Consider the following 26,521-nt stretch of genomic DNA (forward strand, 5'->3'; position numbering starts at 1 on the left):
CGACAGACTAAAACACTTTAATCATGTACTATGCGGCAGAATATGCCGCATTGCAAGAATAGAATTTAAACAGATTTAGCTTTGTAATAAGCGCATTAAATTTTTGTAATCTTCATTAAAGATAGGATCTTCAGCACACAAACTCTGCACTTTTTCACAGGCATGCATGACTGTACTGTGATCACGACCACCAAATGCCATGCCAATTTCAGGAAAACTATCGCCCGTTAATTCACGCGCAAGCCCCATTGCTAACTGACGTGGTCGAGCATAAATACGAGTTCGTTTAGGTCCAACCAGCTCTTTCAATGGGATACGAAAATATTCACTGACTACACGCTGAATATTTTCGGTGCTAATAGTACGAGCACGAATCGCAAGAACATCTTTCAGTGATTCTCGCACCACATCTAAGTCGATTGGTGTCCCTTTAAAACGAGAAATCGCGACGACTTTATTTAATGCACCTTCAAGTTCACGTACGTTTGCCACAACCTGCTGTGCAATAAAGAGCGCACAGTTACGAGGCAAATCGATACCATTACTTTCAGCTTTTTTAAGTAAAATCTCAATTCGAGTTTCAATATCAGGCGGTTCTACCCCTACCGATAATCCCCATGAAAAGCGAGATACCAAACGAGGATCTAACTCGGTCAACTCTTTAGGATAGCGATCTGAGGTTAAAATAATTTGTTTAGATTCATCTAATAAGGCATTAAACGTGTAAAAAAACTCAACCAAGCTGGCTTCTTTACCTGCAAGTAAATGGATATCATCAACTAAAAGTAGATCTAGTGAACGGCAATTCTTTTTAAATTCTTCGACTTTACCTTGTTGAAGTGAGCTCACAAAATCCTGAACAAAACTTTCAGCAGTCATGTACATCACACGAGCATTTGGTTTAGCTTGTAATAAAGCATTACCCACTGCTTGCATCAAATGTGTTTTACCTAAACCGGTCGGACCGTATAAAAATAACGGGTTATGTTGAGGTTCGCCTAACTGAGTTAACACTTTACGGCAGGTTTCTGCCGCCATCTGATTTGAACGCCCTTCGACGAACAATGCAAAATTAAACAGAGGATTTAATAATCGTTTTTTTGATGTTTTTGCATTTTGCTGCTCATTGCTTTCTTTTTTTGCTCTGACTACAGGTGCTGCTGCTGAAGACTCAAGCGCTGCAGTTGTTGTCGCTGGTTGCTCTGAAGCAGATAAAATCGCGCCTGGTCGTGAGTCGACTAAAATTTCAACTTTACAAACACGTCCTTCAGACATTTGTTCTGCAAGAATGCTAATTAATTCTAAATGATGTTCTTGAATATAGCGTGTCCAGTAAGGATTAGGTGCATAAAGCTTTAAAACACCATCTACCTCTTCGGCAACCAATGGACGTATCCACATTGCAAAGACATTATCTGAGAGCTCTTGTCGCAAGCGATTTAAGCAGTCTGTCCACAGCATGTGAAACCCCTCATTCCATTTAAATTTAAAAACAACCCCATGAGATTGGGGAGGCAATCATACCCAAGTTATCCACATATGTCATGAGTAATTTTGAACTTTAACCACAAATAATCAAATTTAAAAGTCTAAATTTAAATTTAAAACAGGGTGTGGATAAGGTTTTCCACAAACTGTGGATAAATAAAAACAATAACTTATCCACAATCTATAAAAAATATGGAAACATAGTTATCAACAACCTAAGTATATATATTTTAAAAAAAATAATGCCTTATCCATAGAAAATTACAACCCTAACAATAATAAATTTAAATTTATAAATTTGAATTTATTTAATAAGATTCTGTTTTCTGTGGATAATCACTCCTTGTGTTTAAATTTAAATTCAAATTCAAAACCAGCCATAATTAAATTTCATCTTGTGTATAAGTTTATGGATATTTCTGTGGTTAACTCAAATATTATAATAAAAACATATATTTATTTTGTGTATAAATAGATTATTTAACAAATTTGTATCTTTCTCAGAGTCAAGCAACTTTCATCAAAAGTGTTACACAATACTGTTTAATATTGACAGAACAAACAATGCACAATACAATCGCGAACCTTTATAGAACACCAACTTTGGAGTTTCGATATGAAACGTACTTTCCAACCATCTGAATTAAAGCGTAAACGCGTTCATGGTTTCCGTGCTCGTATGGCGACTAAAGCTGGCCGTCAAGTATTAGCTCGTCGTCGTGCAAAAGGTCGTCACAGCTTAACTGTTTAATACCAGTTTAGTTTATCGACGATTTGGGTGTTATGACACTTTATAGTTTCAGTCCAGAGGTGAGAATCCGCTGTGCTGCAGATTACAAAGGTGTATTTGATGGTGCGCTTTTTAAAGTGCATCAACCCCATTTCTTATTTTTAGCTACACCGACTAAACAGCCTAAAAGCCGTTTAGGTATTGTTGTTGCTAAAAAGAAAGTGCGCCGTGCACATGAAAGAAATCGAATAAAACGTATTGCTCGCGAAAGTTTTCGCTTAAATCAGCAAGATATAGATTTATTGGATATTGTGGTCATGCCTAAGGTAGGTATTGAGTCAATTCCGAATGCTGAATTGCATAAGCAATTACAATTTGCATGGCAGAAGCTACAGCGTCTTGTAAAAAAACATCATAAAATATCAGTTCCCTCTCCTCAAAGTTAGAGGTGGCCAATGGTCCGTATATTGCATTGGTTGATTCGTTTCTATCAAATTGCGATTAGTCCGCTCCTTGGACCTCGTTGCCGTTATTTCCCAACTTGTTCTCAATACTCGTTAGAAGCTATTCATATACATGGCCCGATTAAAGGTGTCTGGTATGCAACGCGACGGATTTGTCGTTGCCATCCGTGGGGTGGAAGTGGATATGATCCTGTTCCCAAAAAAGCAATTCGTTTTATTTCATTTCAGCAAATAGATTCTCAAATGACTCACGTTACTGTACCCTTGCGTGAGCGTTTATTGAACCAAAAATCACTCTAACCAATTGGGGTAATCGATATGCAACAATGGGCCAGGTTTGCAATTCTCGGGGCCATGTTTGTCACCGCATATTTGCTTATTCTTGCTTGGCAAAAAGACTATGGTCAAACTGAAACAACTGCTGCGACAGCACCTGCTGCCGTCGTTGCCCAAGATGTTTCTGCTGATCTGCCAACGAGCCAAACGACAGCGGGTTTAACTGATATTCCGCAAGCAAATATTGCAGCTGAACAACAAGACACAACTACACCTGCAACAGCAAATCAACAATTAGTTGCTGTTCAAACTGATTTATATCATCTTTGGATTAACCCTAAAGGTGGTGACATTGTCCGTGTTGAACTACTCAATCATGATAAAAGTAAAAATAGCGAACAACCGTTCGTTATGCTTGAAAATGATGAGAAACGTACTTATGTCGCTCAATCAGGTTTAATTGGTTTAAATGGACCTGACAGTAGCCGTAGTGGACGTCCAACATTTGAGTTTGAAAAGTCGACTTATACTTTAGCTGATGCTCAAGCAACCACCAATAAAGATGGTGAAGCTGAGAAAGTGTTAAAAGTACCAATGGTATTAAAAACGGCTGATGGTGTTGAAATCATCAAAACGTTCACTTTCCAAGAAGGTGCATATCCAGTTAACGTAAGTTACCAAGTGATTAACCGTAGTCAGCAAAACTGGCAAGGTCAAATGTTTGGTCAAATCAAACGTGATAACTCTGAAGATCCAGGTAAAACTGATCAAGGAATCTTTACACTGGGCACTTATTTAGGTGGTGCTTGGGGTACACCTCATGAGCACTATAACAAATTAAAATTTGATAATTTTAATGAAGAAAAGTTAAGTGTTGAGGCTCAAGGTGGTTGGGTTGCAATGGTTCAGCATTACTTTGTAAGTGCTTGGGTGCCTGGTAACTTCGGTAACCAACCGTATTCTGCAAAAATGGAGTCACGTAAATCTGCTGATGGTATGAATATCATTGGCTTTACTTCGCCTACCATTAATGTGCCAGCTGGCAAAACAATGACTGTTGATGCAACATTCTACTCAGGTCCAAAAATTCAATCTGAATTAAAAGACTTGGCAACTGGTTTAAATCAAACGGTTGATTATGGTTGGTTATGGCCAATTGCGAAATTGCTATTCTTAGGTTTGCAATTCTTCCATGGCATTGTTGGAAACTGGGGTTGGTCAATTATTCTGTTGACAATTCTTGTGAAACTTATTCTTTGGCCTCTTTCATCTAAGAGCTATCGCTCTATGGCGAAAATGCGTGTGATTGCACCAGAAATGCAACGCATGAAAGAAGAGTTTGGTGAAGACCGTATGCGTTTCTCACAAGAAATGATGGCACTTTATAAGCGTGAACAAGTCAATCCATTATCTGGTTGTTTACCTTTACTTCTTCAAATGCCAATTTTCTTGGCTTTGTATTGGGTGCTCATGGAGTCTGTTGAGTTACGCCACGCTCCTTGGTTAGGTTGGATTCAAGATTTATCTGCAATGGACCCATGGTTTATCCTACCATTGTTGATGGGTGTGACGATGTATGTTCAACAAATGTTGAACCCACAGCCGACAGATCCAATGCAAGCAAAAGTCTTTAAGTTTATGCCGATTATTTTCACGGTGTTCTTATTGTTCTTCCCTGCTGGTCTTGTGCTTTACTGGATTGTCAACAACTTGATCACGATTCTTCAGCAAGGTCTGATCAATAAGAGTGTTGAGAAAGCTCGCTTAGCAAAAGAAGATACAGCATCTATGAACTAAGTTTTGTTAGTAGCTGAATCGATCCGCTTAAGGTGATATCCTTAGGCGGATTTTTTTTGCCTTGCTTTGAGATCATTTCAATGACGAACCTACAACATCAAACCACTATTGCTGCGATTGCAACACCGCCAGGTCGTGGAGGTGTAGGTGTAATTCGACTGTCTGGTCCTAAGGCATATGCCATAGCAGAGGCTTTAACTGGTAAGGCACTCGGTCCTGCTCGTTATGCTGCATTTCGTCAATTTCTTGATGCGAATGGGCAAGTCATGGATGAGGGTTTGGTCATTTGTTTTCCAAATCCGAATTCTTTTACGGGTGAAGATGTAGTTGAGTTGCAAGGTCATGGTGGACCAGTGATTCAAAATACATTATTGGGCCGACTGTTAGAGCTAGGCGCAATTGCAGCAAAAGCGGGTGAGTTTTCAATGCGCGCTTTTGAAAATGGAAAAATGGATTTAGTCCAAGCCGAAGCAATTGCTGATTTAATCGATGCTACTTCACAAGCAGCTGCTCGTTCTGCAGTACGATCATTACAAGGTGCATTTTCGTCCAAAGTAAATACGGTATTAGAAAAACTCATTCACTTACGATTGCATGTTGAGGCGGCGATTGATTTTCCGGAAGAGGAAATTGATTTTCTTGCAGATGGAAAAATTTTAGCGTTATTGGAAGATGTGCAAGCATCAGTGGGTGCAGTACAACAATCAGCACGCCAAGGTCAACTTCTGCGTGAAGGCTTACAAGTGGTGATTGCAGGGAAACCCAATGCAGGTAAATCGAGCTTATTAAATGCATTGGCTGGTGTTGAACGTGCGATTGTAACGGATATTGCAGGTACAACGCGTGATGTACTACACGAGAAAATAAGCCTAAATGGTTTGCCAATTACCCTGACGGATACCGCAGGTCTGCGTGAAACGGGAGATATTGTTGAGAAAGAAGGTATTCGTCGAGCGATTAAAGAAATAGAAAATGCTGATCTCCTACTCTTGGTTTACGATTTGAGTCAAGGTGAAGATCCGATGCATTTGGCAGATACCTACTTTGCTAATTATATCGATCCTAAACGCTTAATTTTAATCGCTAACAAATGTGATTTAGTAGATCGTGAAGCTAAAGTTGCTGATCTCCAAGGCTTTAGACACATTACGGTCTCAGCCAAGCAAGAAATGGGTGTTCAATCGCTTGTAGATGCGATTACAGCACATGCAGGCTTTCAGCCTGAAGAAGATACCTTTATTGCAAGAACACGCCACCTAGACGCAATGAAGCGCACTCAATCTTATCTTGCGGAAGCTCGTGAACAACTTGTTGTTTACCATGCAGGCGAGCTTGTCGCAGAATCGTTACGTCTCGCACAGAATGCATTAGGTGAAATTACTGGTGATTTTAGTGCGGATGATTTACTCGGAAAAATCTTTGGCTCTTTCTGTATCGGGAAGTAATTTCAGATTATATTTATATTCTAAGAAATTCTAATTAAATTTAATTTATACTAAATAGCATTAAGTTTTAATAACTTAGTTCTATTTTTATTTCTTTTTATTATTCCAATATGTTCTATGGATTCATCTAGTGCTATGGTTTTTTTAGTCACTTATTGGCTGTGTGACTTTAAAAATTTATTTTTTTCATTTGATAAGTAATCCCACCATACATGCTGTTCTTTAGGCATCAGCTTCTTCACAATAACCCCAAACTCATATGTTCCACATCCTTGGAGAGCAGGTATAACTGGTAAGTTTTCAGCTTGAACGACACTGGATGCGAGTATAGGTAAAAAATAGATAAACTTCATAATTCAAATAATCCTACTGTGTATAATTAATAGAGATTGTTTTTTAAAATCAATAATTAATCAATAGTATGAATAAAAATATGAAACAGATAGAAATACTCTTTTAGTTCATAAATTTTTACAAAGGTTCTTTATTTTTGACTATGAAATACAAAAAATACTTTTCTTTTTTTTAATTTTCTTTTATACATTGTCCTTAGTCCTAGGACTAAGGACGCTTTAGAGGTGAACGATGTTAAAAAGTCAAGATTTCTTGGTTTTGATAAAACTTATTGGTTTACATAAAGAATTATTAAAAAGAATTCATTACCCACCTAATTCTAGAATAGGACGTTTTGAGGAAGAAGATAAATATCAGGAAGATGATATAGATCTGAGATTCTATGAAATGTTTTCTGTTAGGGGGTTAGGGGCGAGTTTAGGTATTAGTAAAACAGAAGTTAGTGCAAGTTTAAGAAGATGTTCAGAAAGTAATCTTTTATTTCTTATAAATAATCATGGTGTTATAAGCCTGGCTGATCTTAATTGGAAGGTAAATAAAAAAGCTGTATTCAATCTTATAAAACATGCAGTTCCTTATCTTTATCCACCAAAATTATTAGGATTTGATATAGGTATTCCTACAGGCTTCTCTGGTCCAGCATTATCTGAAGAGGTAACTTCTGCTGGTAATTCAAAGATTATTTGGTCATCTGAGTATGGAGAGGCTTATGGACAAGTTTTAGAACCAATGTATAAGACTATTGCTTTCGCATCATACCAAGATGAATTTGTTTATAATTGTTTCTCCCTAATAGATGCTTACAGATTAGGGAAAGCACGTGAAAAAGATATAGCCATAAATTTATTGGAAAAGAAAATATTGGGGGATTAATGAATAATCAAAGTCATATTCTGATATCTATGCTTGATAAAATTGCTCAAGCATTACCACAAGAATATCTTGATGAAATGGCATTTATTGGTGGATGCACAACAGCTTTATTTTTAGATATTCCAAATGCGGAAGAAGGTATTAGAGCTACATATGATGTAGATTTAATTGTTGATATTTCAACTAGAACAGCATGGTATAAGTTAGAAGATTCTTTAAGGGAACTAGGATTCAGAAATGATCTAGATGATGACATATTATGTCGATTTAAGCTTAATGACATCATTGTTGATTTTATGCCTATCAATCAAGATATCTTAGGCTTTACAAATTATTGGTATGAAAAGTCGATGAAGCATACTAATGAATATATTCTTCCAAGTAATACGAAAATTAAAATATTAGACGCATGCTATTTTCTTGCGACTAAATTTGAAGCTTATCAAGGCAGAGGAAATAATGATCCTATGTCTAGTAAAGATATAGAGGACATACTTAATGTCGTTGCAGGTCGATCAACAATTATTGGAGAAATTTATGATGCTGAACCTGAACTGCAGGACTATTTAGGTAATCAATTCGCAAAACTGATTAGCCATGCGGATTGGCAATATGTGCTCCAGGGAAATGTTTCTAGTGCTTTATCTATGAGAGTTGCAAAAAATATTAATGCAATCATCAATCGTTGGGGTAAGGCATATTAATGAACATCCCAATACGCTTAATAGATAATTTATATAGTTCTTATGGGGCTGATGATGCAAATTATATTATTTGCCCTATTACAAATACTGCTCTCTATTGTATAGCTGATGGCCACAGTCAAAGAGCGGGTAGTGCTGAAATAGTTAAAAATTTTTCTGATTTTTTAAAAAATCAAATTAAATTACATGAAATCAATATAGAAAATGTCAGTACGGTAATAATTGAATCGTTAAATTCATTTCGAGAGTCTATAAAAAGAAAGTTTCCAATAGCAGCTATGTGTTTTGTGTTAGTGATAAAAATAGCTAATACCTTACATATATTTTATTTAGGCGATTGTCGTTTAGGCCGATTTATAGATGATGATACTATCCATTGGATTACAAGACCTCATTCTGCAATACTTCAGGAAAATCCCGATATGACAGAAGAAGAACTGAGGATCAATGAATTTAATCATATTATCTACAAGCAATTTATTACCAAAAAATTTGCTAGACCTGAATACGTCATAATTCCATCTAATGATTATGAATATATTCTTGCAACAGATGGGTTCTGGAAACTATTACCAGAAAAACAGATTAAATTATTGAATGGGAAAGAAGTGCTATTGGAAGATGATGTTGCATTTTTAAAATTCTAATTAAAGTAAATTTAGTTACAGGTTAGTCTCTTAATTTTATTTTTTTTATAAATTATTTAATGTAATTAATATTTTATATTAATTACATTCTGTATCGGGAAGTAAACGAGTTTTTATCTGTGGTTTAAAAAACCCAGTAATGGGCTTTTTTGTTAATTTAAAGGTAACTTGCTTGGCTTAACCCTCATCTGCTTTATGAATAAAACAATCAGTAAGATTGAAATTGCAATACAGAACCAAATCACTGCATTTGTAAGCCCAAAATGGTCAGCTAAATATCCTACTGCTAGGATGGGTAGAATCGTTCCGAGATAGCCGATAAAGAGATAAGTAGACATGACGGCGGCTCGATTGTGAGGTGTGGTCATGTGGTGAATAAGTCCGAAAGCCCCAAGTAAAGCTAAGCCATGTCCAATCCCAAACAGACCATCGCTTAGGAAGAATAACCAGCTAATTTTAAACTCCATACAGAGGAATAAAGCGATCACGCTCATGAAGCAAGTCATGATACCGAGTAATAGGCTGGATTGCGGTTTGATTGATCTTGAAAAAAATTGTGTCGCAGCTGAAATCAGTAAAATGACAGTAATGGCAGAACCACTAATCAGTGGACCGTGCCAAGGCAAAATGTCTTTAACAAATGAAGGAGATAGTGAGGCGTATAAACTAAATCCTGCAAAAACAGCAAATGCAGTCAAGCTCAGTATAAAAAATTGAGTGCGATCATGTGATTGTGGTGTTAATAATTTGGGAGCAAAATTAAATTTTTGCACATCAAAAGGTATAGGTTTGAGTGTAAATAGACTAAAGAAGCAAAATATTGAACCTATCACAATGGGTACATAAGGTATTACCAAAGGATATGCAAAAAATTCAGCAAAGAATCCCCCAAATAAAGGACCTAAACCAAATCCAACAGCAGTAATGATTGAGCTTAATTGTGGTGCAATTTGTTTGTGGGAAGTTGGAACAGTTTGAATAAGCCCAATAAGAGCAGATGTCGTCATCAATCCAGATGCAATACCAATGATAAATCTTCCCCATGAGAGAGACATGACATCGCTAGCAAAGATAGACATTAACAAGCCAATGGTGATAAAAATAAGCCCAAGTTGCATAGTTTTTACATAACCAATGGTATTACTGGTTCTGCCCAAAAACAGTAAAGTGGTCAGGCACCCTAGCATGTAGGAAACGAAAATAAAGGTGATATCGCTCGGGTTTAACCCCCATAATTCTTGGTAAATTGGATAAAGTGGGCTAGCAAGCGCTGTTCCAATGGTGCCGATACAGAGTGCGATACTTACGAGAATAAAATCTCGCCACGATTGGTTTTCATTCATTATTTGTCTTATAGAACAGCAGTGCTGATACGATGATTCATTAGTCTATGTCGACTGTTAAGCATGAGTCAATTATCTTCAATCAGTTAAAATTCAACAGTCATATTTGGTTTCACGTGAAACAATTTATGAGGTTTAAAATTACATAAAAACTGATCTTTGTAGAAAGTAGAAGATTAGAATAAACAATAATATCCATCAAACATATGCTCAACCTATGTATAAAAAAATTTTAATCAGTGCTTTACTTGCACTGTCTACAAGTTCTAGCTTTGCGAATATTGAATTGCTTCAGCAGAAAATTAAAACGCAACATCCAAAATTGAATATTCAAAATTTACAAAAAACTGACATGAAAGGTTTCTATAGCGGATCTTTAGACAATCAGATTATTTATATTGATGAAGAAGCTAAGCATTTATTCTTTGGATCAATGATTCGTATCGAAGATCAAAAAAATCTAACACGTGATTTGGTGCTGAAACATAATTCAGTCGACTTTAAACAACTTCCACTTCAAGATGCCATTAAGACTGTAAGGGGGAATGGTAAGCGTCAGCTCGCGATCTTTTCTGACCCAAATTGCCCATATTGTAAGACGCTTGAAAATAATTTAAGCCAGTTAAAAGATGTGACAATTTATACGTTTATGTATCCAATTAAATCTCAATCGATCCAGCCCTCTAAACAAGTTTGGTGCTCCGCAAACCGTGAGTTTGCATGGAATGCCCTTTTACAAAAGAATCAACAACCAACAGCCCAAGCTGATTGTTCAAACCCTATTGAACGAAATTTGGAACTTGGACGTCGTCTAGGTGTTCAAGGAACGCCAGCAATTATTTTTGAAAATGGATTTAAGGTAACAGGCGCTTATCCAGCTTCAGAAATTGAAAAAATTTGGAAAGAGCTGAACTTATAAAATCTAGTTCATAGAAATGAAAAAAAGCACCTTAACAAGGTGCTTTTTTTGATTAAGATTTTTTTGTAACGAGGTTATAAATAAACAGAACGATAATTGCACCTATGACTGAAGCAATAAAACCTGCCGATGAACCTTCGGGATAAATATTAAGAAGGCGTCCACCATATGTAGCAAGTAATGAACCAGCAATACCTAATAACGTCGTGACGATGAAGCCTGCTTTATCGTCACCAGGATGAATTGCGCGAGCAATTAAACCTGCTATAAAACCGATAAGAATAGCTCCAATAAGTGAAAACATATTTGTTCTCCTTTTTATCATGAATTTTTATTGTGTCGCTCAAATATAGTTGATTATGTATTGATGTTTGAAAAGAAGAATCACGCTACATGTTGTTGTTATTTTGTTGTTTATAAAAAAAAGTGGCATATGCCACTTTCTTAAAAAAAACATTACAGACCGATTTCACCAATGAATGGAATATGACGGTATTTTTGATCGTAATCTAGTCCATAACCTACGATAAATTTATCTTCAACTTCAAATCCTAGAAACTCTACTTCCAAGTCGATTTCTCTTCGAGAAGGCTTACTGATCAGCGTGCAAAGTTTGATAGAGTTTGGCTCACGAGTTTCAAGGATTTCTACCACTTTACTCAGCGTATTGCCTGAATCGATGATGTCCTCTACGACAAGAACATCTTTACCACGAATTTCACCATCAAGGTCTTTTAGAATTTTAACATCACGACTAGAAGTCGTTCCACTGCCGTAACTTGAAACTGTCATAAAGTCGAGTTCGTGTGGTTTTTCAATGGTGCGGCATAGGTCTGCCATGAAAATCACTGAACCGCGAAGTAAGCCTACAAGAACCAATTCTCGATCACTATTTGCATAGTGAGCATTAATTTGATTACCAAGTTCATTAACTTTCGCTTGAATTTCTTCAGCGGAAATCAACACTTTCATGTCAATGGTCATGGGTAGATACCTAAAACAACAATTCTAAAATTAAAAAAGGTGTTGACCTGCAACACCTGAAATATGCTTCGATTTTAAAACATATCCCAGAATGTTGCACCCTTTTTAAAAAAACGAAATGTAAACTAATGGTTTATTAATGCGCATCGCGTTTTAGTACGACAGCACAAACTAAGAATACAGCACCAATTAACACATATTTTTTAATTGGGTGTTGTGGTTGAGTCTGAGCATTAGGATGCTGATTGTTGATATGCTTTTTGTCCATAAATATAAGTCGCCTCAATATTTCGATCATCACCCATGGTAAACAATGCGAAAAGTGCATCTTCAATATTTTTAGCGCGTTGTTGTCTTAATGTTTGTAATGCAGTGGCATTCAAATTTAATACAACAAAATCCGCTTCTTTTCCAATATTAAAGTTACCAAGTTTATCCTCGAGCGCTAATGCTTTTGCTCCACCTAGGGTCGCATGATAAAGCGATTCAAATGCAGATAATTTGTCGCCTTGGAGTTGTTGAACTTTATAGGCTTCATTCAACGTTTGAAGCTGATTAAATGAAGTCCCCGCACCGATGTCAGTGCCAAGACCGACTTTGACTTGTTTATCCCAGGTTTTTTTCAAGGGAAACAACCCACTTCCTAGAAAGAGGTTTGAAGTCGGGCAGAAGGCGATTGCAGAATTTGTTTGATGCATGCAATCCCATTCATGCTCTTCTAAATGAACGCAGTGAGCAAAAACAGATTTATTGCCTGTTAATCCATAATGGTGATACACATCTAAATAGCCATTTTGCTCAGGAAAAAGCTCTTTCAACCAAGCGATTTCATTGGTGTTTTCACTCAGATGAGTATGAATATATACATCTGGATATTCAGTTTTTAACTGCCCTGCTCTTTTTAATTGTTCTGGTGTAGAGGTAGGCGCAAAGCGAGGCGTAATGGCATAAAGGTTTCGACCTTTACCATGCCATTTCTCAATTAAATCTTTGCTATCTGTATAAGCAGTTTCAGCGGTGTCTGTCAGTGCTTCAGGTGCATGACGATCCATTAATACTTTGCCTGCAATCAAACGCATCTGGTATTGTTCTGCCGCTTCAAATAGTGCATCAACAGATTCTTTGTGAACTGTACAAAAAACCAATGCAGTCGTTGTGCCATTTTTCAGCAGCTCATTGACAAAAAAGTGTGCAATTTGGTCTGCATAAGCTTTGTCTTGAAATTGGATTTCTGTAGGAAAGGTATAAGTATTCAGCCATTCGAGTAATTGTTCGCCATACGCACCTACCATTTCAGTTTGAGGAAAGTGAATATGCGTATCGATAAAACCAGGAACAATCAGTTGATCTGGGTAATGCTCAACTTGAATAGAGGATTCAAGCTGACGGAGCTGTTGTTGCCCATCTTCCCAACGACCAAACCATTGAATTTTACCCGCTTGAGTAATCAATAAACCATCTTCTACGTAACGCACTTGGTCGTGAATTTCACGCGCTTGGGCAACCGTATTCTGAATATCTAGGAAGCGACCGCGAATCGCCGTCGATGCAACTACAGAAGACATTTAAAACCTACACTTTTAATTTTTTCGGTTGATTGTAACTGATCTATCTTAATTAAACTGTATATCGTTTGCTGAGCCCCCACTCTGCGAGAATACGACGATAAGTAGTCGAAGATCGATCAGCTTCAAAATGAGCTTCCATCATTAAATCAAGCGGTAATTCCTCAGGTTTTTGCGATTCTACGATATCTTGGTCTTCGGCAAAAATTTGAGCATTAAAATCATAGACTGCTTGTAAATCTCCAGTCTGATCAAAATTACGCGTCAAAGGAACAAATAATCTGGTTTGATTGACAGATACAGGACAACACGCATTCAAGATTTTTAAAATACCATTGTCTGGAAAATCTACAGTTAATATTGCTGAAAATGGTGGGTAAATATCAAAAGTTCTTTTCCACTCAAAACCTTCTGGTTCTAGGTGTTTCAAAGCATGCGGGTAATTACTGACACCACTAATATAAATTGTTTTTAAGCCATAGTCTGTTCTCTCAGTATGGTATTTGGGTACAACTGGGTTGTTTCGATCTGCAAAAGCTTCGTGATGCACCCATGCAAAGTGAGCTACATCAATGAATCCTTCGAGTTGACGACCTGCTGAACCTGCAATATCAACGTACGGAGGTAAAATAGACTGATGATCAGGATGATCCCAAGTATCGAGTTGAGGAATATTATTGTGTTGAAAATCACGTCCATGCAAGCTGGTCCAGACCAGTCCATATCTCAAAATTACTGGAAATTGGGTTAAACTAAAACGGTCAGATATCTTAGTTAAATCAGGTTGAGCAGGAATTTTTGTACACTTCCCTGCAAGGTCGAATCTTAGTCCGTGATATCGGCAAATAATTTCTTCACCCTCTACCCATCCTTTACTTAGAGGTACACCTCGATGAGGGCAGATATCACGCACTAATCGAATTTCACCCTTGTCAGTTTGGTAAATCGCCATTTTTACATCAAGTAAAGTGACCTGACGTGGTGTGGTTGAAACATCTTGAATACGAGCCACTGGATACCAATATTGCGCGAGAATTTCCCAATCTTGTAAGTCGAAACTACATTGGCAAGGTGCACTGAGTGGATTTAATGCGGGAATCATATTCATCGTCATTTCCTAAAAAAAAGAGCTCCGAAGAGCTGCGCTAAATTTACTGAGCTTTTTCTTTGGTGATGATGCAAGATCTTTGCCAACCGCCTATTAACATTTAAAATTGGAGAGCTAAGTGGAAATGTTAAATTCTAATCAAAAGATATAAAGTGAATTTACCCATGGACTTATATGAGAAATTAAGCCATTTAATACGATCTAATGCAGATATTTGTGAACTTTTACAGTGTTTACGTCAGATTGATAGTGCGGCCTATTTTAGTGCGGGCTTGATTCGAAATTGGATCTGGTCTTATTTACATAATCAAAATTATTCAATTTTTGAAACTGAAATTGATGTCATCTATTTTGACCCTTCAGAAAAAATGGATGAGAGAAGAAATTATTTAAAGGGTGCACTTCAACATAGATATCCTAATATTCATTGGGACATTACAAATCAAGCTCTGGTACATCATTGGTACAGAACTGATGAAGGTACTCAAATTGATCCATATACTTCAGTACATCATGCTATGAGTTTTTGGCCAGAAACGGCAACCGCAATCGCTATCAAATTAATGGAGAATAATCATATTGAAATCCTCGCACCTTTGGGGCTTGAAGATTTATTTACTTTAAAATTAAGGTGGAATAATCGTTTGGTTTCACGTGGAGTCTTTGAACATAGGGTTAAGTCAAAGTGTTTTTTGGAACGATGGCCTGAGTTAAGCATTGTGAATTAGATTGCTCATCTAAGGATATAAATAAAGCCTTCAGATGAAGGCTTTATTGAATTCAACTAAGTTTGACCTTATAAGGTCGTTTGATGATGTTTTTTACTATAACGGATTGAAAGCCATGCAGTAATTGAAAGGACAATCACGATAAAACTTAATGAAATCCAAATTGGCATATGGAATACGTCAAGCATAAGCATTTTGAAACCGATAAAAATTAAAATAGCCCCAAGTCCATAAGGCAAATAATGCATTTTTGAAGCGGCTCCAGACAGTAAGAAAAACATAGCCCGTAGACCGAGGATAGCCATCAAGTTGGCTGTAAGGACGATAAAAGGATCAGTGGTCACCGCAAAAATCGCTGGAATAGAATCGACTGCAAAAATAACATCAGATGCCTCGACTAAAATCAGCACTAAAAATAATGGTGTTGCCCATAGAACGCCATTTTGTCTTACGAAAAATTTATTTCCTTCCAATTGAGGAGTAATTCTCATATGTTTACGTAGCCATTTCAGAATGGCCATATCTTCAATATTTGGATCATCCTCTTGTCCTTTAAGGAATTTAAATCCGGTGTATACAAGGAAAGCACCGAAGATATAGAGGATCCAAGAAAATTCCTGAACGAACCACGCACCGATAAAAATAAAAATTGTTCTGAGAATAATAGCGCCCAATACGCCATAAAGGAGTAATTGACGTTGAAGTGCAGGAGGTATAGCGAATGCAGCAAAAATCATTAACCACACAAAGACGTTATCAATTGCGAGTGACTTTTCCAGTAAATAGCCGGCAAAATATTCCATAACTTTCGTATTGGCTACGTTTATACCAGCGGTATTTTCTAGATATAGCCATAGTCCACCACCAAAAAGTGTTGCGACAGTGACCCATGCAATACTCCAATAAGCAGCAGTTTTAACTTTAACTTCTTGACCTTCTTTTTGTTTAAAACCTAGAAAGTCAATTAAGAGCATAATCGTGACGATGCCAAAAAAAATGACATACAGCCAAATATTGCCTATGGTTTCCATAGTAATCTCCAATACTGGCAATTGATTTTGGCATAAAAAAACCTCGACCAGTTGCCAGATAATAATTCTGAAACAACATGATCAAGGTCTTGCCTACACCATTTTGATTAAGCATTTTTTAGATAATCGAAATGATGCTCAGATACCGACTTTTTTCAAAGTGTAATGACGATATTCTGACACAGTATTTAAGTACTGTTGGAGGAGGCTACTCCCCTTGTTCAAATTTGATAATAAATTACGTTGAAATCGTTCTATTTGATTTCGAGTGCACAAAGGATGACACACTTATAAGTTGTGTGCAAATTATTTAAATGGGTTATTAAATTTGTCTTTAAAAATTGAAATTAATAAGATTATTGCAATGATGATCAATACTGCAATTGATATTAAATAGATATCCATACTCATTTACTTTTTAACAATAATAATACATTTATATGGTAAAAAAATAACATTTAACTATTATGACTGACAATATATATTTTTGTTTTTTATAATATTTCTTTTTTTTAAATAAATTAAAGTTTTGAATTTGTAATTGATAGACAAGTTTGTCCCATTTTTTCGTAGTGTTATGTAAATATGTCGTTCTAATCTATATTTAATAACGAATGATAGGATAATGATAATGTTAGAAATTAAACATCAAGAAAATGGATCAAAAGGTGAGTTTTTTATTGGTGAAGATGGCCATCATTTAGCTGAAATGACTTATTCATGGGCAGGTGAAGATAAATTTATTATTGATCATACTTGGGTTGATGATTCATTAAGAGGGCAAAACGTAGGACGTCAACTTGTTGACCGTGCGGTGGAATTAGCTCGTCAAAAGAATGTTAAAATCTTACCGCTTTGTCCATTTGCTAAATCTGTTTTCAACAAAGATGAAGCAATCCACGATGTTCTGTTTAAATAAAATCATATAGTGAGCAGTTGTATGCAGTTTGAACATATCGATAGTGTGAAAGGCGGTGAGTTTTATTTCACGGACGCAGATCAATCAAGAATTGCAGAAATCAGCTATCGTTACCAAACTCCACAGATCATTATAGCGGATCACACTTGGGTCGATGATCGTTTACGTGGACAAGGAACTGCAAAGTTATTGTTAGATCGACTTGTAGAATTTGCTCGTACAGAAAAATTAAAAATTGTTCCAACTTGCTCTTATGTGGTTGTCATGTTTAAGCGTTTTCATAATGAATATCATGACGTTATCGCTTAAATATAAAAAAGCCCGCAGAGCGGGCTTTTTTATTTATTCTTTTGCTTTGAGTGCTTGAATGAGTTTTTGATGCAAACCACCAAATCCACCATTTGACATGATCACAACGGCATCCCCCTCGCCTGCTTCATTCACGACATTTCGAATGATCTCTTCTAAAGTACGAGCTACCACAGCTTTATTCGGAGCAGCTTCAACAACAGGTTGTAGATCCCAATCTAAACCCTCAGGTTGATACCAAATCACTTCATCTGCCAATCGAGCAGAATATGCTAAACCATCTTTGTGGCTTCCCATTCGCATCGTATTTGAGCGAGGCTCAATAATCGCCCATAGTTTACGTTCGCCTAGTCGTTTACGAGCACCATCCAGTGTTGTGTCAATTGCTGTTGGGTGATGAGCAAAATCATCAAAAACTTCAATGCCTCGAATGGTATCGAGGAGCTCCATACGGCGTTTTACACCACCAAAATTCGATAATGCTTCGCATGCAGTTTCAATGGAAACACCTACATGCTCTGCAGCTGCAATGGTTGCTAAAGCATTTGCAACGGAGTGTTGACCTGTCATCGACCATTGGACTGTACTTTTTACTTCGCCGTCTTTTAAGACTTGGAAATGAGTACCATCTGCAGAAAGTTGGTTTGCAGAGATAGTTGCTTGATCATGAGATTCGAGGGATGTGCGGACGATCGGTGTCCAACAGCCTTGTGCCAAAACTTCATCAATATTCGTTTCAGTGATTGGTGCGATGATACGGCCTTCACTTGGAATAGTACGAACCAAATGATGAAATTGTTTTTGAATGGCAGCGAGATCATCAAAGATATCTGCATGATCAAATTCAAGATTATTCAGAATGGCTGTCTTTGGATGGTAATGAACAAATTTAGATCGTTTATCAAAGAATGCAGAGTCGTATTCATCTGCTTCTACACAGAAATATTGACCTCCGCCTAGACGAGCACTTTCTTTAAATCCAAGTGGTACACCACCAATTAAAAAGCCCGGTTCCAAGCCCGCTTGATCTAATACCCAAGCTAACATCGTGGTAGTGGTTGTTTTTCCGTGCGTACCAGCAACCCCTAATACATGTTTACCTTGTAACACATGGTCGGCAAGGAACTGTGGTCCAGAGATATAGGGTAACCCCTGATTTAGCATGTATTCAACGGCATCAATTCCACGTTTCATGGCATTACCAACGATCACTAAATCTGGGTGTGGTTGCAAATGACTACGGTCATAACCTTGCATTAAGGTAATACCCGCATTTTCGAGTTGTGTCGACATAGGTGGATACACATTTTGGTCCGAGCCTGTCACTGTGTGCCCTAGATCTCGAGCTAACAGTGCTAAAGATCCCATAAAGGTGCCACAGATTCCCAAAATATGCAGATGCATGATGATTTACTCCACTACTCTTTTCGACACAAACATCTTTTTGGTGCTTTTGTCATGTGTTATTTGATTTGATGTCAACGATAACAAGGCTCTTGGTGAAAAGATAGTGATTATTAGAAGGCCTTCCGTAAAATTTTGCAGAAATAAATTTTTAAATTTATGAACTAAAATATATGAATATTTTTAATCTAGTATGATGAAACGAAATGATTTAATCGTAGAATAACGCGGACGATTTAACTTGAGATTTAAATGATTTATTTACCTTTATTGCTTCTGATTTTAGCAAATTGCTTTATGACTTTGGCGTGGTATGGTCATTTAAAATTTTTGCCGCATGATGCCCCTTTATGGCAAGCCATTCTATTTAGTTGGATCATTGCATTATTCGAATACAGTTTGATGATTCCTGCAACCAAGATGCTGGCTCAAAATGGCTGGGCTGTGGGACAAATGAAAATCACTCAGGAAGTCGTTACGCTATTGGTATTTGTTCCTTTCATGATTTTCATGTTTAAACAGCCTTTCAAATTGGATTATGTATGGGCTGCACTTTGCTTATGTGGTTGTGTGTATTTTATATTTAGAACACCATGATTCAAAAGGATAAAGATTAACTAAAGTTATTTTCATATTCCCGAACTAATCTTTGACGATCAGGCTCAAATTCAAAATGCTTTAAGCAGCGTGCCAAGATTTCATGTGCCATTTCATGAGCAGCTTCCCGTAGTTCCGGTTCAGATACATTTTTTCAATCATGGATAAGCATTTAATTATTCTTTGATTTAATTCGATATTACTTAGACAGTCCCGTGCCATCGGTGCAAAGCTACTGTTAATAAACTCACGAATATCAAACATATCGACACTGATATTCGAGAAATTAAAAGTTTTCTGTTCTGGATCTGGCTGACTATCAATAATAATCCGAGTTAAGGCATTGATCGCACTAATTGCTGAACCCACATCATTAATTGCAGCTGACATCGCTTTTTGTCCAACCTCGCTCATGACCAATAAACCAAATCTCGGGTCTTGTAAAAAGCTACGGTTCGTTTCGATAATTACGTATTCATGAATTTGTTGTTCTAAATTTTTTAATTCTTCATCATCTATTAGATTTTCTGCAAAGACTTCAATCAGAACCAGTGATGGGTACACGAATTTCCCAGGAAGAAATGCAAGATGAATATGTGCATTGTGAGTTTGAGCAAGAAGATTTAAGGACTCAATAACAAAATGAGTAAAATAACCTGTCTGTTTTGGGTGTATTTTGAGTTGACTTTCGCCCAATGGTTTTTGTCCAGAAGCGCCAAAGTTGGGATGTGCACGAAATGTACTTAAAGCTTGCGATGCTGCTGTTTCAATTTTAGAAATAGCATTGGTTAGTGTGCCAAGCTGAGACAATCTTTGTACCCAGCGAATTAATGTCACAATCAAATAAATGAGAACCAAAATGGTACTTACGAATAAGACAAAACGACCCGAGACTCCGTAATATTGTAAACCTAAAGCGATTTTTGCGATGACGGCATAGATAAATGCGGAAATAAAACTGGTAATTGCGAGACGAGTATTATCATCATTCATCATCAACTTATAAGCACGTGGCGTACCACTCGATGAAGTTGAAGCAAATGCGGCGACCATAATCGAAAGTGAAAATGTAGTGACCGCCAGCATACTCGAAGCAATGATATCCAGTAGGCTACTTAGTGTTTCAATACTGATATTTGGAACCGCGTGTGATGGAATAAAATAACGACTTGCGGTTGCAAATAGAGAGAAAAAATCGCTAATAAAGCCCCAAGTGCTGGTGTAAACCATAAATTTTCTGCAGGGTTATTCCACCATAGTTTCAGTTTAAACCACATGCTATATTCTCCTTTTTATTTTTTAATTTGAATGGCTTAGTTCAGTTCTATGTAAATTCAATTTGTCTTAAATGAGCCAGACGTTTAAGGCCGAACAATGACCAATCATAAAATTTATTTTTATGTCTATTAACAAGTATATATTTTTAATCCTTATTTTATCAGCTTAACTTTAGACCTATTCATTTTCAGTCTATAATAGTGAGTTCTTATTAAAGCTTGGCTCTCGTCGAGATTTATCTCTCTTACTTTAATCTCTGGAAACATTGCAATGAATGCGGCCGCTTCACAAGACACTCCTCTCGTTGGAATTATCATGGGCTCTCAGTCAGACTGGGCGACACTCGAACACACTGCCAATATGTTGAATCAGCTTGGTGTACCTTTTGAAGCGGAAGTTGTGTCAGCACATCGTACGCCAGATCGTTTGTTTGAATATGCTGAGCAAGCTCGTGATCGTGGTATCCAAGTGATTATTGCGGGTGCTGGTGGTGCAGCGCATTTACCGGGTATGTGCGCAGCGAAGACTGATCTTCCTGTTCTAGGTGTGCCGGTTAAATCTTCGATCTTGAATGGTGTTGATTCATTGCTTTCAATTGTACAAATGCCAGCAGGTATTGCTGTCGGTACATTGGCAATTGGTCCTGCAGGTGCGACCAATGCTGCGATTATGGCGGCACAAATTTTAGGTTTAACTCGCCCAGATATTGCAAAGAATGTAGCCGATTTTCGTTTAGCGCAAACTGAGAAAGTTGCGAGTAAAAATATTCCTGGTCAAGCTTAATTCGAGAGAAATCTTATGGATAAAACCATCGGTATTTTTGGTGGCGGTCAATTGGGTCGAATGATGGCGCAGGCGGCACTTCCATTAAATATTCAATGTACTTTTTTTGAAGCAAGTACAGACTGCCCTTCTGCTGCTTTGGGTCCAGTGATCTCAACTCAAGCTAAAAATGGCTTACAGGATTTCATTAATAGTGCAGAAGTCTTTTCTTTAGAATTTGAAAATACGCCATTGTCAGATGTAGATGTATTAACTGAAACTAAGCAACTGCATCCCCCGCGTCAGGCTTTAGCGATTGCTCAGCATCGCTTGTCTGAAAAAGCGTTATTTGATGAGTTGGACATTCCAGTAGCACCTTACAAAGTGGTGACATCACTTGAAAGTTTACAAAACGCAGTTGCTGAACTTGGTCTTCCAATCGTACTAAAAACTTCACGTGGTGGTTATGATGGTAAAGGTCAGTTTGTCTTACGCACAGCGGATCAAATTGATCAAGCATGGGCAGAACTTGGTCCTGCGGGTGAATTGATTGCTGAAAGTTTTGTGACTTTCTCGCGTGAAGTGTCAATCATTGCAGTACGTGGTCAGAATGGTGATGTGAAAACATGGCCATTGGCTGAGAACCACCATCACAATGGTATCTTATCGCACTCGATTGTCCCTGCACCGAACAGTGTAGATCTACAACCTGTAGCACAAGATTACATTACTCGCTTGCTTAACCATTTGAACTATGTCGGTGTGCTGACGCTTGAGCTATTTGTCACGGACAAAGGCTTGTATGCCAATGAGATGGCACCACGTGTACACAACTCAGGTCATTGGTCGATTGAAGGTGCTGTGTGCTCTCAGTTTGAAAACCATATCCGTGCTGTTGCAGGCTTACCTTTGGGTTCAACTGAGATGATTCGTCCAACGGTATTGGTGAACATTATTGGTGAGCATCCAAAGACTGAAGATGTATTGGCTTTAGAGGGTGCTCATTTGCACCTTTATAATAAGTCAGAACGTGAAGGTCGTAAAATTGGTCATATTACCTTAATGCCAATCAATAGCTCAGAATTGACTACACTCTGTCGTCAGTTGTCGAAAATTTTACCAAACCCGTTAGCATTAAGTGAAGATATGACCATCTAAACTTTAGGTTGCTGATAAAAAAAGCGATCACACGAGTGGTCGCTTTTTTATTTATCTTGTTTAAGGCATGATTGCGCCTCTTTAAAAATCACTTGCCATTGGTCGGATGAAATTTTAAAAAATTGCATAATAATTATACTATTAGTTCTGATTAGAACACATATTTTGAACTGTGTATAAGTTTGATTATGGCTTATGTGGCCATCTTAACTTTGAATTCAAAGTGGGTTTAAATTCAAATAAAATGCATACGCAGTTTTTAAATTTAAAATAATAGGCTTGCAGGATATTTTGAATTTAAAGTTGCTATTGAGGTTTGAATTCAAAAATGTATTTAAAGATTTATATCTAAATTCTTATCTATTGAGTAAATTATTTTAATACTTATAATTTTCAATAGTTTAGGTTGATTTGTGGTATTGGATGACTGTGGATAAGTTTTTTGAATTTAAATGTTGTGTGGTGGTTTAAATTTAAATTCAATAACACATGAATTTAAAACCAGGTTGTGGATAAGTTTTTAAATTTAAATTTTCAAAATAAATTTAAAAAAGTAGAAAGTATGAATTTAAATTTACGATTTGATGCTTTAATTTTTAGAGTGAGCTGTTAAGGTAAAGACATAATTCCAACATTTTAGAATTACAGGGTCTTATGCAACGGCTTGCACTCACGATAAGTTCATTTTTTTTAGCGATGTCTCAAACTCATGCTGAGTTGATTATTAATGGTCAGTCTGTGACAGCCTCGCCATCCATGACGGCAACTGTGTCATCCGCTCCTAATTTTCAGCAATGCATCTCGAATTTAAAATCACAAGCGATCACTAGAGGGGTTAGCTCGGCGACGTATGATCGTTACACGCAGAATTTAACTCCTGACTATTCTGTGATTGAACGTTTAAATTATCAGCCTGAATTTTCGACGCCAATTTGGGATTATTTGTCAGGTTTAGTTGATGATGAACGTGTTCAATTGGGGCAACAGAAACTTCAACAGCATCGAGAAACACTTGACCGTGTGAGTGTGGCTTATGGCATTCCAGCTGAAACGGTGGTTGCAGTTTGGGGAGTTGAGAGTAACTATGGTGATATTTCTGGACGCTATCCATTGCTCCAAGCTTTGGGGACTTTAAGTTGTGAGGGACGCCGTCAATCGTATTTTAGAGGTGAATTTTTTACCACCATGAAACTTTTACAGCGTGGTGATGTTCGGGAAGAACAATTGAGAGGATCGTGGGCAGGGGCTTTTGGGCATACTCAGTTTATGCCTTCAACCTATGATGAGCTTGCTGTAGATTTTGATGGTGATGGACGACGTGATCTAGTCTCGAGTATTCCAGATGCTTTGGCTTCAACAGCAAATTTTTTGAAGAAAAGAGGATGGCAAACTGGTCAACCTTGGGGATTTGAAGTGCAGATTCCTGCAGGAATGTCAGTTGTAGGTGAGGGGCGACGTAATAAGAAAGCATTGTCTTATTGGGTCAATCAAGGATTGAATAGAGTGGATGGCTCCCCTTTAATTCAGGGTAATCTTTCTGCCTCTTCTCAAGCTGGGTTGCTTGCGCCTGCTGGCAGTGCTGGGCCAGTATTTCTAGTATTTAAAAATTTTGATGCTATATATAGTTATAACGCAGCAGAAAGTTATGCGTTGGCAATCGCACATTTATCAGATCGATTGCAAGGAAAAGCCAAAATTGCAAACGCTTGGCCGACTGATGATCCTGGTACATCAAGAGCAGAACGCCGAGAAATTCAACGCTATTTAATCCAGCGCGGTTACGATATTGGTGCGATTGATGGTCTAATTGGGGATAAAACTCGACAGGCAATTCGTCAAGAGCAAACCCGATTGGGCTTAAATCCTACAGGTCGAGCGGGACAGCAGATATTGAGTGCGTTTAGAAATGAGCAGGCTCAGCTGATGATGCAATAAATAGGTTCTCGGATTAAAAAAGGTCAACATAGGTTGACCTTTTTTTGTGATGATGTTTCTAAATAATGGAGCGATCGATTTTAACAGCATCGAGTAAGTCAAAAATGACTAAGGTTACATCTTGACTTAATTCTCGATCATTAAAAATTTCATAAGCTGTAATGGTGACATCTGTATCGCTTGGAAGTTGGCGTTGTTCCTCTTCAATTAAATCTTGAATAGGTAATAGTGTTTGCTTAATTTGAATATGTAAGACGTCTTCGAATTTAATGTTCTCATCATCGAGTTCGATGAGTTGTTTATTGAAATATGGCAGTAAAATTGAGTAGAGATAAGGTTGAAGCTCGACAATATCAAATATTTCAATATCGCGAGTTTCCTCGATCGTGCTGATATGATCATTTACCTCAAGAATAATATGATAATAACTCACGTCTCTCTCCTCTGATTAATTTCAAAATACCTTAACACGAATTCAAAACTATTCAATTAAATCCGTAATTTAATTATGGGATTGAGCTGTGGTGCTGATTTTATCGACTTTTTAGCAGTTCGAGGTCGGCAGCAGTCAATTTAAAATTGGAGAAATTCTGCTTTTCTAGAATTGGATACATTAAGGCATTGGGGTCGTTAGTATGCTGGAGACCTAATGCATGACCTAATTCGTGAGCCAATGTGATTCGAAGCTCATCTATAGATTGAAATTCATAAATATTGATTTCACGACCATTAAACTCGCCTTTATGGAACATTTTGGCTTGAAAAACTTGGTTGAATTCATCAATGGCTTTACGTTGTTGGTGTTGGGATTGATTGAATTTTTCAACTTTATCGTTGAGTTCTGTTCGTAAGATGTTAAATCTTTCAATATTGCTTTCAATCCTAAGCTTCTGCTGTGTGAGTCGTGTCTTAGAGTTATTGATCTGCTGAAGTTGTGAATCTGTAATAGATGTGTTTAAGCCATTAATGTGGTGGACGAAATTATTATGTTGATCTAGATCATTACTATAGTTGTGTTGCTGCTGTTCAATTTGCTGTTTTAAAAATTCAAGTTGTTGTGATTCTTGCTCTAGCTGTAATCTCATTTGGTCGGCTAATGATTTGCTATTTTCAAATTGCTTTAGCGTATGTTTTCTATAATTTGATTCATTTTGACGTTCATCAAAAATGAGATTAATTGTAAGACGAGCATTGGGGTCGTAAACAAAATATTTTTGTTGAGTTTGATTTTCCCAGATATTCGCTGCCTCTTGAGTTATTTGGCGTAATGCCTCTGCATCAAGTTGAAATCTTGGGTCAATAAACCCAATACGATATCTTAGGCGTTGATCAATGGGGTGTTGAAGCCGATCTAAAGTTGAATTGTGATTTAATTGAGGATGAATAAAACGTTGTACAGCAAAATATGCAATGCATAAAAAGGAAAAGATCAAAATAATGGAGCGCATCATGCGAGCAATTCAACTTAATTTTTATTCAATGTAGCGTAAAAAAACATTTTGGAAAATAAAACATCAAAATATATGAGCTCCAGTGTGTATAAAAATGAAAATTATTCGTAAAATTTAAATGAATGATGAAAATAAATATGAATAATGATTAAAAAATGAGTGAAAATTCATGTTTTTCATCTTTTTAGTCGAAAAAAGCAACACCCGTTGAAAATAAGTGAAATAAGGGGTTGCAAGGGAAGAAAAAATCTA

At 37.1% G+C, this 26,521-nt stretch carries 28 protein-coding genes and 1 pseudogene; 16 read left to right on the plus strand and 13 right to left on the minus strand.

Annotated features, from left to right (window positions below; translation table 11 throughout):
• Nucleotides 1-75: 75 nt before the first annotated feature.
• Entirely contained in the window at nt 76-1,461 is a 1,386-nt protein-coding gene (dnaA, locus tag FTV17_RS12850) for a chromosomal replication initiator protein DnaA (RefSeq protein WP_092768712.1), read from the minus strand.
• 643 nt (nt 1,462-2,104) lie between these two features.
• Between dnaA and rpmH the strand changes: the two genes are divergently transcribed.
• The 5 genes and pseudogenes from rpmH to mnmE all read left to right on the plus strand — a co-directional run bounded on the left by rpmH (nt 2,105) and on the right by mnmE (nt 6,200).
• Complete coding sequence (gene rpmH, locus FTV17_RS12855; protein WP_000831329.1) at nt 2,105-2,239, plus strand: 50S ribosomal protein L34; 135 nt, start codon at nt 2,105-2,107, stop codon at nt 2,237-2,239.
• Between the two features lie 32 nt (nt 2,240-2,271).
• Nucleotides 2,272-2,664 (plus strand): ribonuclease P protein component, encoded by a 393-nt coding sequence (gene rnpA, locus FTV17_RS12860; RefSeq protein ID WP_035268604.1) that lies wholly within the window; start codon nt 2,272-2,274, stop codon nt 2,662-2,664.
• 9 nt (nt 2,665-2,673) lie between these two features.
• Nucleotides 2,674-2,995 (plus strand): annotated as a pseudogene (gene yidD, locus FTV17_RS12865) (membrane protein insertion efficiency factor YidD).
• Nucleotides 2,996-3,000: 5 nt separating this feature from the next.
• On the plus strand, nt 3,001-4,755 hold the full coding sequence (gene yidC / locus FTV17_RS12870; RefSeq protein ID WP_180000091.1) for a membrane protein insertase YidC: 1,755 nt from the start codon (nt 3,001-3,003) through the stop codon (nt 4,753-4,755).
• An 80-nt stretch (nt 4,756-4,835) separates the two neighbouring features.
• Complete coding sequence (gene mnmE / locus FTV17_RS12875) at nt 4,836-6,200, plus strand: tRNA uridine-5-carboxymethylaminomethyl(34) synthesis GTPase MnmE (protein ID WP_180000093.1); 1,365 nt, start codon at nt 4,836-4,838, stop codon at nt 6,198-6,200.
• Between the two features lie 152 nt (nt 6,201-6,352).
• Here mnmE and FTV17_RS12880 read toward each other — a convergent pair whose 3' ends face one another.
• A complete protein-coding gene (locus tag FTV17_RS12880; protein ID WP_180000095.1) occupies nt 6,353-6,553 on the minus strand; it encodes a hypothetical protein in 201 nt (66 codons plus the stop codon).
• Between the two features lie 232 nt (nt 6,554-6,785).
• Between FTV17_RS12880 and FTV17_RS12885 the strand changes: the two genes are divergently transcribed.
• The 3 genes from FTV17_RS12885 to FTV17_RS12895 are packed head-to-tail and all read left to right on the plus strand — an operon-like array spanning nt 6,786 to nt 8,778.
• Complete coding sequence (locus FTV17_RS12885; RefSeq protein WP_180000097.1) at nt 6,786-7,427, plus strand: hypothetical protein; 642 nt, start codon at nt 6,786-6,788, stop codon at nt 7,425-7,427.
• On the plus strand, nt 7,427-8,131 hold the full coding sequence (locus FTV17_RS12890; protein WP_180000099.1) for a hypothetical protein: 705 nt from the start codon (nt 7,427-7,429) through the stop codon (nt 8,129-8,131). Before FTV17_RS12885 ends, FTV17_RS12890 begins: the two co-directional genes overlap by 1 nt.
• Complete coding sequence (locus tag FTV17_RS12895; RefSeq protein ID WP_180000100.1) at nt 8,131-8,778, plus strand: PP2C family serine/threonine-protein phosphatase; 648 nt, start codon at nt 8,131-8,133, stop codon at nt 8,776-8,778. The genes FTV17_RS12890 and FTV17_RS12895 overlap by 1 nt, the downstream gene beginning before the upstream one ends.
• Nucleotides 8,779-8,930: 152 nt before the next feature.
• Here the strand turns inward: FTV17_RS12895 and FTV17_RS12900 are convergent, their stop codons facing one another.
• Nucleotides 8,931-10,121 (minus strand): MFS transporter, encoded by a 1,191-nt coding sequence (locus FTV17_RS12900; protein ID WP_180000102.1) that lies wholly within the window; start codon nt 10,119-10,121, stop codon nt 8,931-8,933.
• Between the two features lie 217 nt (nt 10,122-10,338).
• On the opposite strand from FTV17_RS12900, the gene FTV17_RS12905 reads away from it, so the two are divergent.
• Nucleotides 10,339-11,040 carry a DsbC family protein gene (locus FTV17_RS12905; protein WP_180000104.1) on the plus strand — a complete coding sequence of 234 codons (702 nt, stop codon included), beginning with the start codon at nt 10,339-10,341 and terminating at the stop codon, nt 11,038-11,040.
• A gap of 52 nt (nt 11,041-11,092) precedes the next feature.
• Here FTV17_RS12905 and FTV17_RS12910 read toward each other — a convergent pair whose 3' ends face one another.
• From FTV17_RS12910 to FTV17_RS12925, 5 genes are all read right to left on the minus strand, one after another.
• Nucleotides 11,093-11,344: a GlsB/YeaQ/YmgE family stress response membrane protein gene (locus FTV17_RS12910; protein ID WP_035268591.1), complete on the minus strand. Its 252-nt coding sequence runs from the start codon at nt 11,342-11,344 to the stop codon at nt 11,093-11,095.
• Nucleotides 11,345-11,496: 152 nt separating this feature from the next.
• Nucleotides 11,497-12,024 carry a hypoxanthine phosphoribosyltransferase gene (gene hpt, locus FTV17_RS12915; RefSeq protein WP_035268589.1) on the minus strand — a complete coding sequence of 176 codons (528 nt, stop codon included), beginning with the start codon at nt 12,022-12,024 and terminating at the stop codon, nt 11,497-11,499.
• Nucleotides 12,025-12,160: 136 nt separating this feature from the next.
• Entirely contained in the window at nt 12,161-12,292 is a 132-nt protein-coding gene (locus FTV17_RS15565) for a hypothetical protein (protein WP_257219949.1), read from the minus strand.
• Nucleotides 12,258-13,589, minus strand: coding sequence for a guanine deaminase (gene guaD / locus FTV17_RS12920; RefSeq protein ID WP_180000107.1), 1,332 nt, complete (start codon nt 13,587-13,589; stop codon nt 12,258-12,260). Before guaD ends, FTV17_RS15565 begins: the two co-directional genes overlap by 35 nt.
• A gap of 52 nt (nt 13,590-13,641) precedes the next feature.
• The gene (locus FTV17_RS12925) at nt 13,642-14,697 is read right to left on the minus strand and encodes a Rieske 2Fe-2S domain-containing protein (protein WP_180000110.1); all 1,056 of its coding nucleotides are present in this window, start codon (nt 14,695-14,697) and stop codon (nt 13,642-13,644) included.
• A 164-nt stretch (nt 14,698-14,861) separates the two neighbouring features.
• Here FTV17_RS12925 and FTV17_RS12930 point away from each other — a divergent pair, with 164 nt between their 5' ends.
• Nucleotides 14,862-15,425, plus strand: a complete 564-nt coding sequence (locus FTV17_RS12930; RefSeq protein ID WP_180000133.1) for a nucleotidyltransferase family protein — start codon at nt 14,862-14,864, stop codon at nt 15,423-15,425.
• A 68-nt stretch (nt 15,426-15,493) separates the two neighbouring features.
• Here FTV17_RS12930 and FTV17_RS12935 read toward each other — a convergent pair whose 3' ends face one another.
• Nucleotides 15,494-16,456 (minus strand): TerC family protein, encoded by a 963-nt coding sequence (locus FTV17_RS12935; RefSeq protein WP_180000112.1) that lies wholly within the window; start codon nt 16,454-16,456, stop codon nt 15,494-15,496.
• Nucleotides 16,457-17,087: 631 nt separating this feature from the next.
• Here FTV17_RS12935 and FTV17_RS12940 point away from each other — a divergent pair.
• Nucleotides 17,088-17,375, plus strand: a complete 288-nt coding sequence (locus FTV17_RS12940) for a GNAT family N-acetyltransferase (RefSeq protein ID WP_035268578.1) — start codon at nt 17,088-17,090, stop codon at nt 17,373-17,375.
• A 21-nt stretch (nt 17,376-17,396) separates the two neighbouring features.
• On the plus strand, nt 17,397-17,684 hold the full coding sequence (locus FTV17_RS12945; RefSeq protein ID WP_180000115.1) for a GNAT family N-acetyltransferase: 288 nt from the start codon (nt 17,397-17,399) through the stop codon (nt 17,682-17,684).
• Between the two features lie 33 nt (nt 17,685-17,717).
• On the opposite strand, the gene mpl is transcribed toward FTV17_RS12945, so the two are convergent.
• The gene (gene mpl / locus FTV17_RS12950; RefSeq protein ID WP_180000117.1) at nt 17,718-19,088 is read right to left on the minus strand and encodes a UDP-N-acetylmuramate:L-alanyl-gamma-D-glutamyl-meso-diaminopimelate ligase; all 1,371 of its coding nucleotides are present in this window, start codon (nt 19,086-19,088) and stop codon (nt 17,718-17,720) included.
• 252 nt (nt 19,089-19,340) lie between these two features.
• Here mpl and FTV17_RS12955 point away from each other — a divergent pair, with 252 nt between their 5' ends.
• Entirely contained in the window at nt 19,341-19,685 is a 345-nt protein-coding gene (locus FTV17_RS12955; protein WP_180000120.1) for a DMT family protein, read from the plus strand.
• Between the two features lie 81 nt (nt 19,686-19,766).
• Here FTV17_RS12955 and FTV17_RS12960 read toward each other — a convergent pair whose 3' ends face one another.
• A complete protein-coding gene (locus FTV17_RS12960) occupies nt 19,767-20,915 on the minus strand; it encodes a DUF2254 domain-containing protein (protein WP_257219950.1) in 1,149 nt (382 codons plus the stop codon).
• Nucleotides 20,916-21,233: 318 nt separating this feature from the next.
• On the opposite strand from FTV17_RS12960, the gene purE reads away from it, so the two are divergent.
• The 3 genes from purE (at nt 21,234) to FTV17_RS12975 (ending at nt 24,818) form a co-directional block, all read left to right on the plus strand.
• Complete coding sequence (gene purE, locus FTV17_RS12965) at nt 21,234-21,746, plus strand: 5-(carboxyamino)imidazole ribonucleotide mutase (RefSeq protein ID WP_035270333.1); 513 nt, start codon at nt 21,234-21,236, stop codon at nt 21,744-21,746.
• Between the two features lie 15 nt (nt 21,747-21,761).
• Nucleotides 21,762-22,883 carry a 5-(carboxyamino)imidazole ribonucleotide synthase gene (locus FTV17_RS12970; RefSeq protein ID WP_180000123.1) on the plus strand — a complete coding sequence of 374 codons (1,122 nt, stop codon included), beginning with the start codon at nt 21,762-21,764 and terminating at the stop codon, nt 22,881-22,883.
• Between the two features lie 654 nt (nt 22,884-23,537).
• Nucleotides 23,538-24,818 (plus strand): lytic murein transglycosylase, encoded by a 1,281-nt coding sequence (locus tag FTV17_RS12975; RefSeq protein ID WP_180000125.1) that lies wholly within the window; start codon nt 23,538-23,540, stop codon nt 24,816-24,818.
• A gap of 58 nt (nt 24,819-24,876) precedes the next feature.
• Here FTV17_RS12975 and FTV17_RS12980 read toward each other — a convergent pair whose 3' ends face one another.
• On the minus strand, nt 24,877-25,251 hold the full coding sequence (locus FTV17_RS12980) for a hypothetical protein (protein WP_035270344.1): 375 nt from the start codon (nt 25,249-25,251) through the stop codon (nt 24,877-24,879).
• Nucleotides 25,252-25,351: 100 nt separating this feature from the next.
• On the minus strand, nt 25,352-26,269 hold the full coding sequence (locus FTV17_RS12985) for a matrixin family metalloprotease (RefSeq protein ID WP_180000128.1): 918 nt from the start codon (nt 26,267-26,269) through the stop codon (nt 25,352-25,354).
• Between the last annotated feature and the right edge of the window lie 252 nt (nt 26,270-26,521).

The organism is Acinetobacter sp. YH12239 (assembly GCF_013417635.1).
In the GTDB taxonomy this organism is placed as follows: domain Bacteria; phylum Pseudomonadota; class Gammaproteobacteria; order Pseudomonadales; family Moraxellaceae; genus Acinetobacter.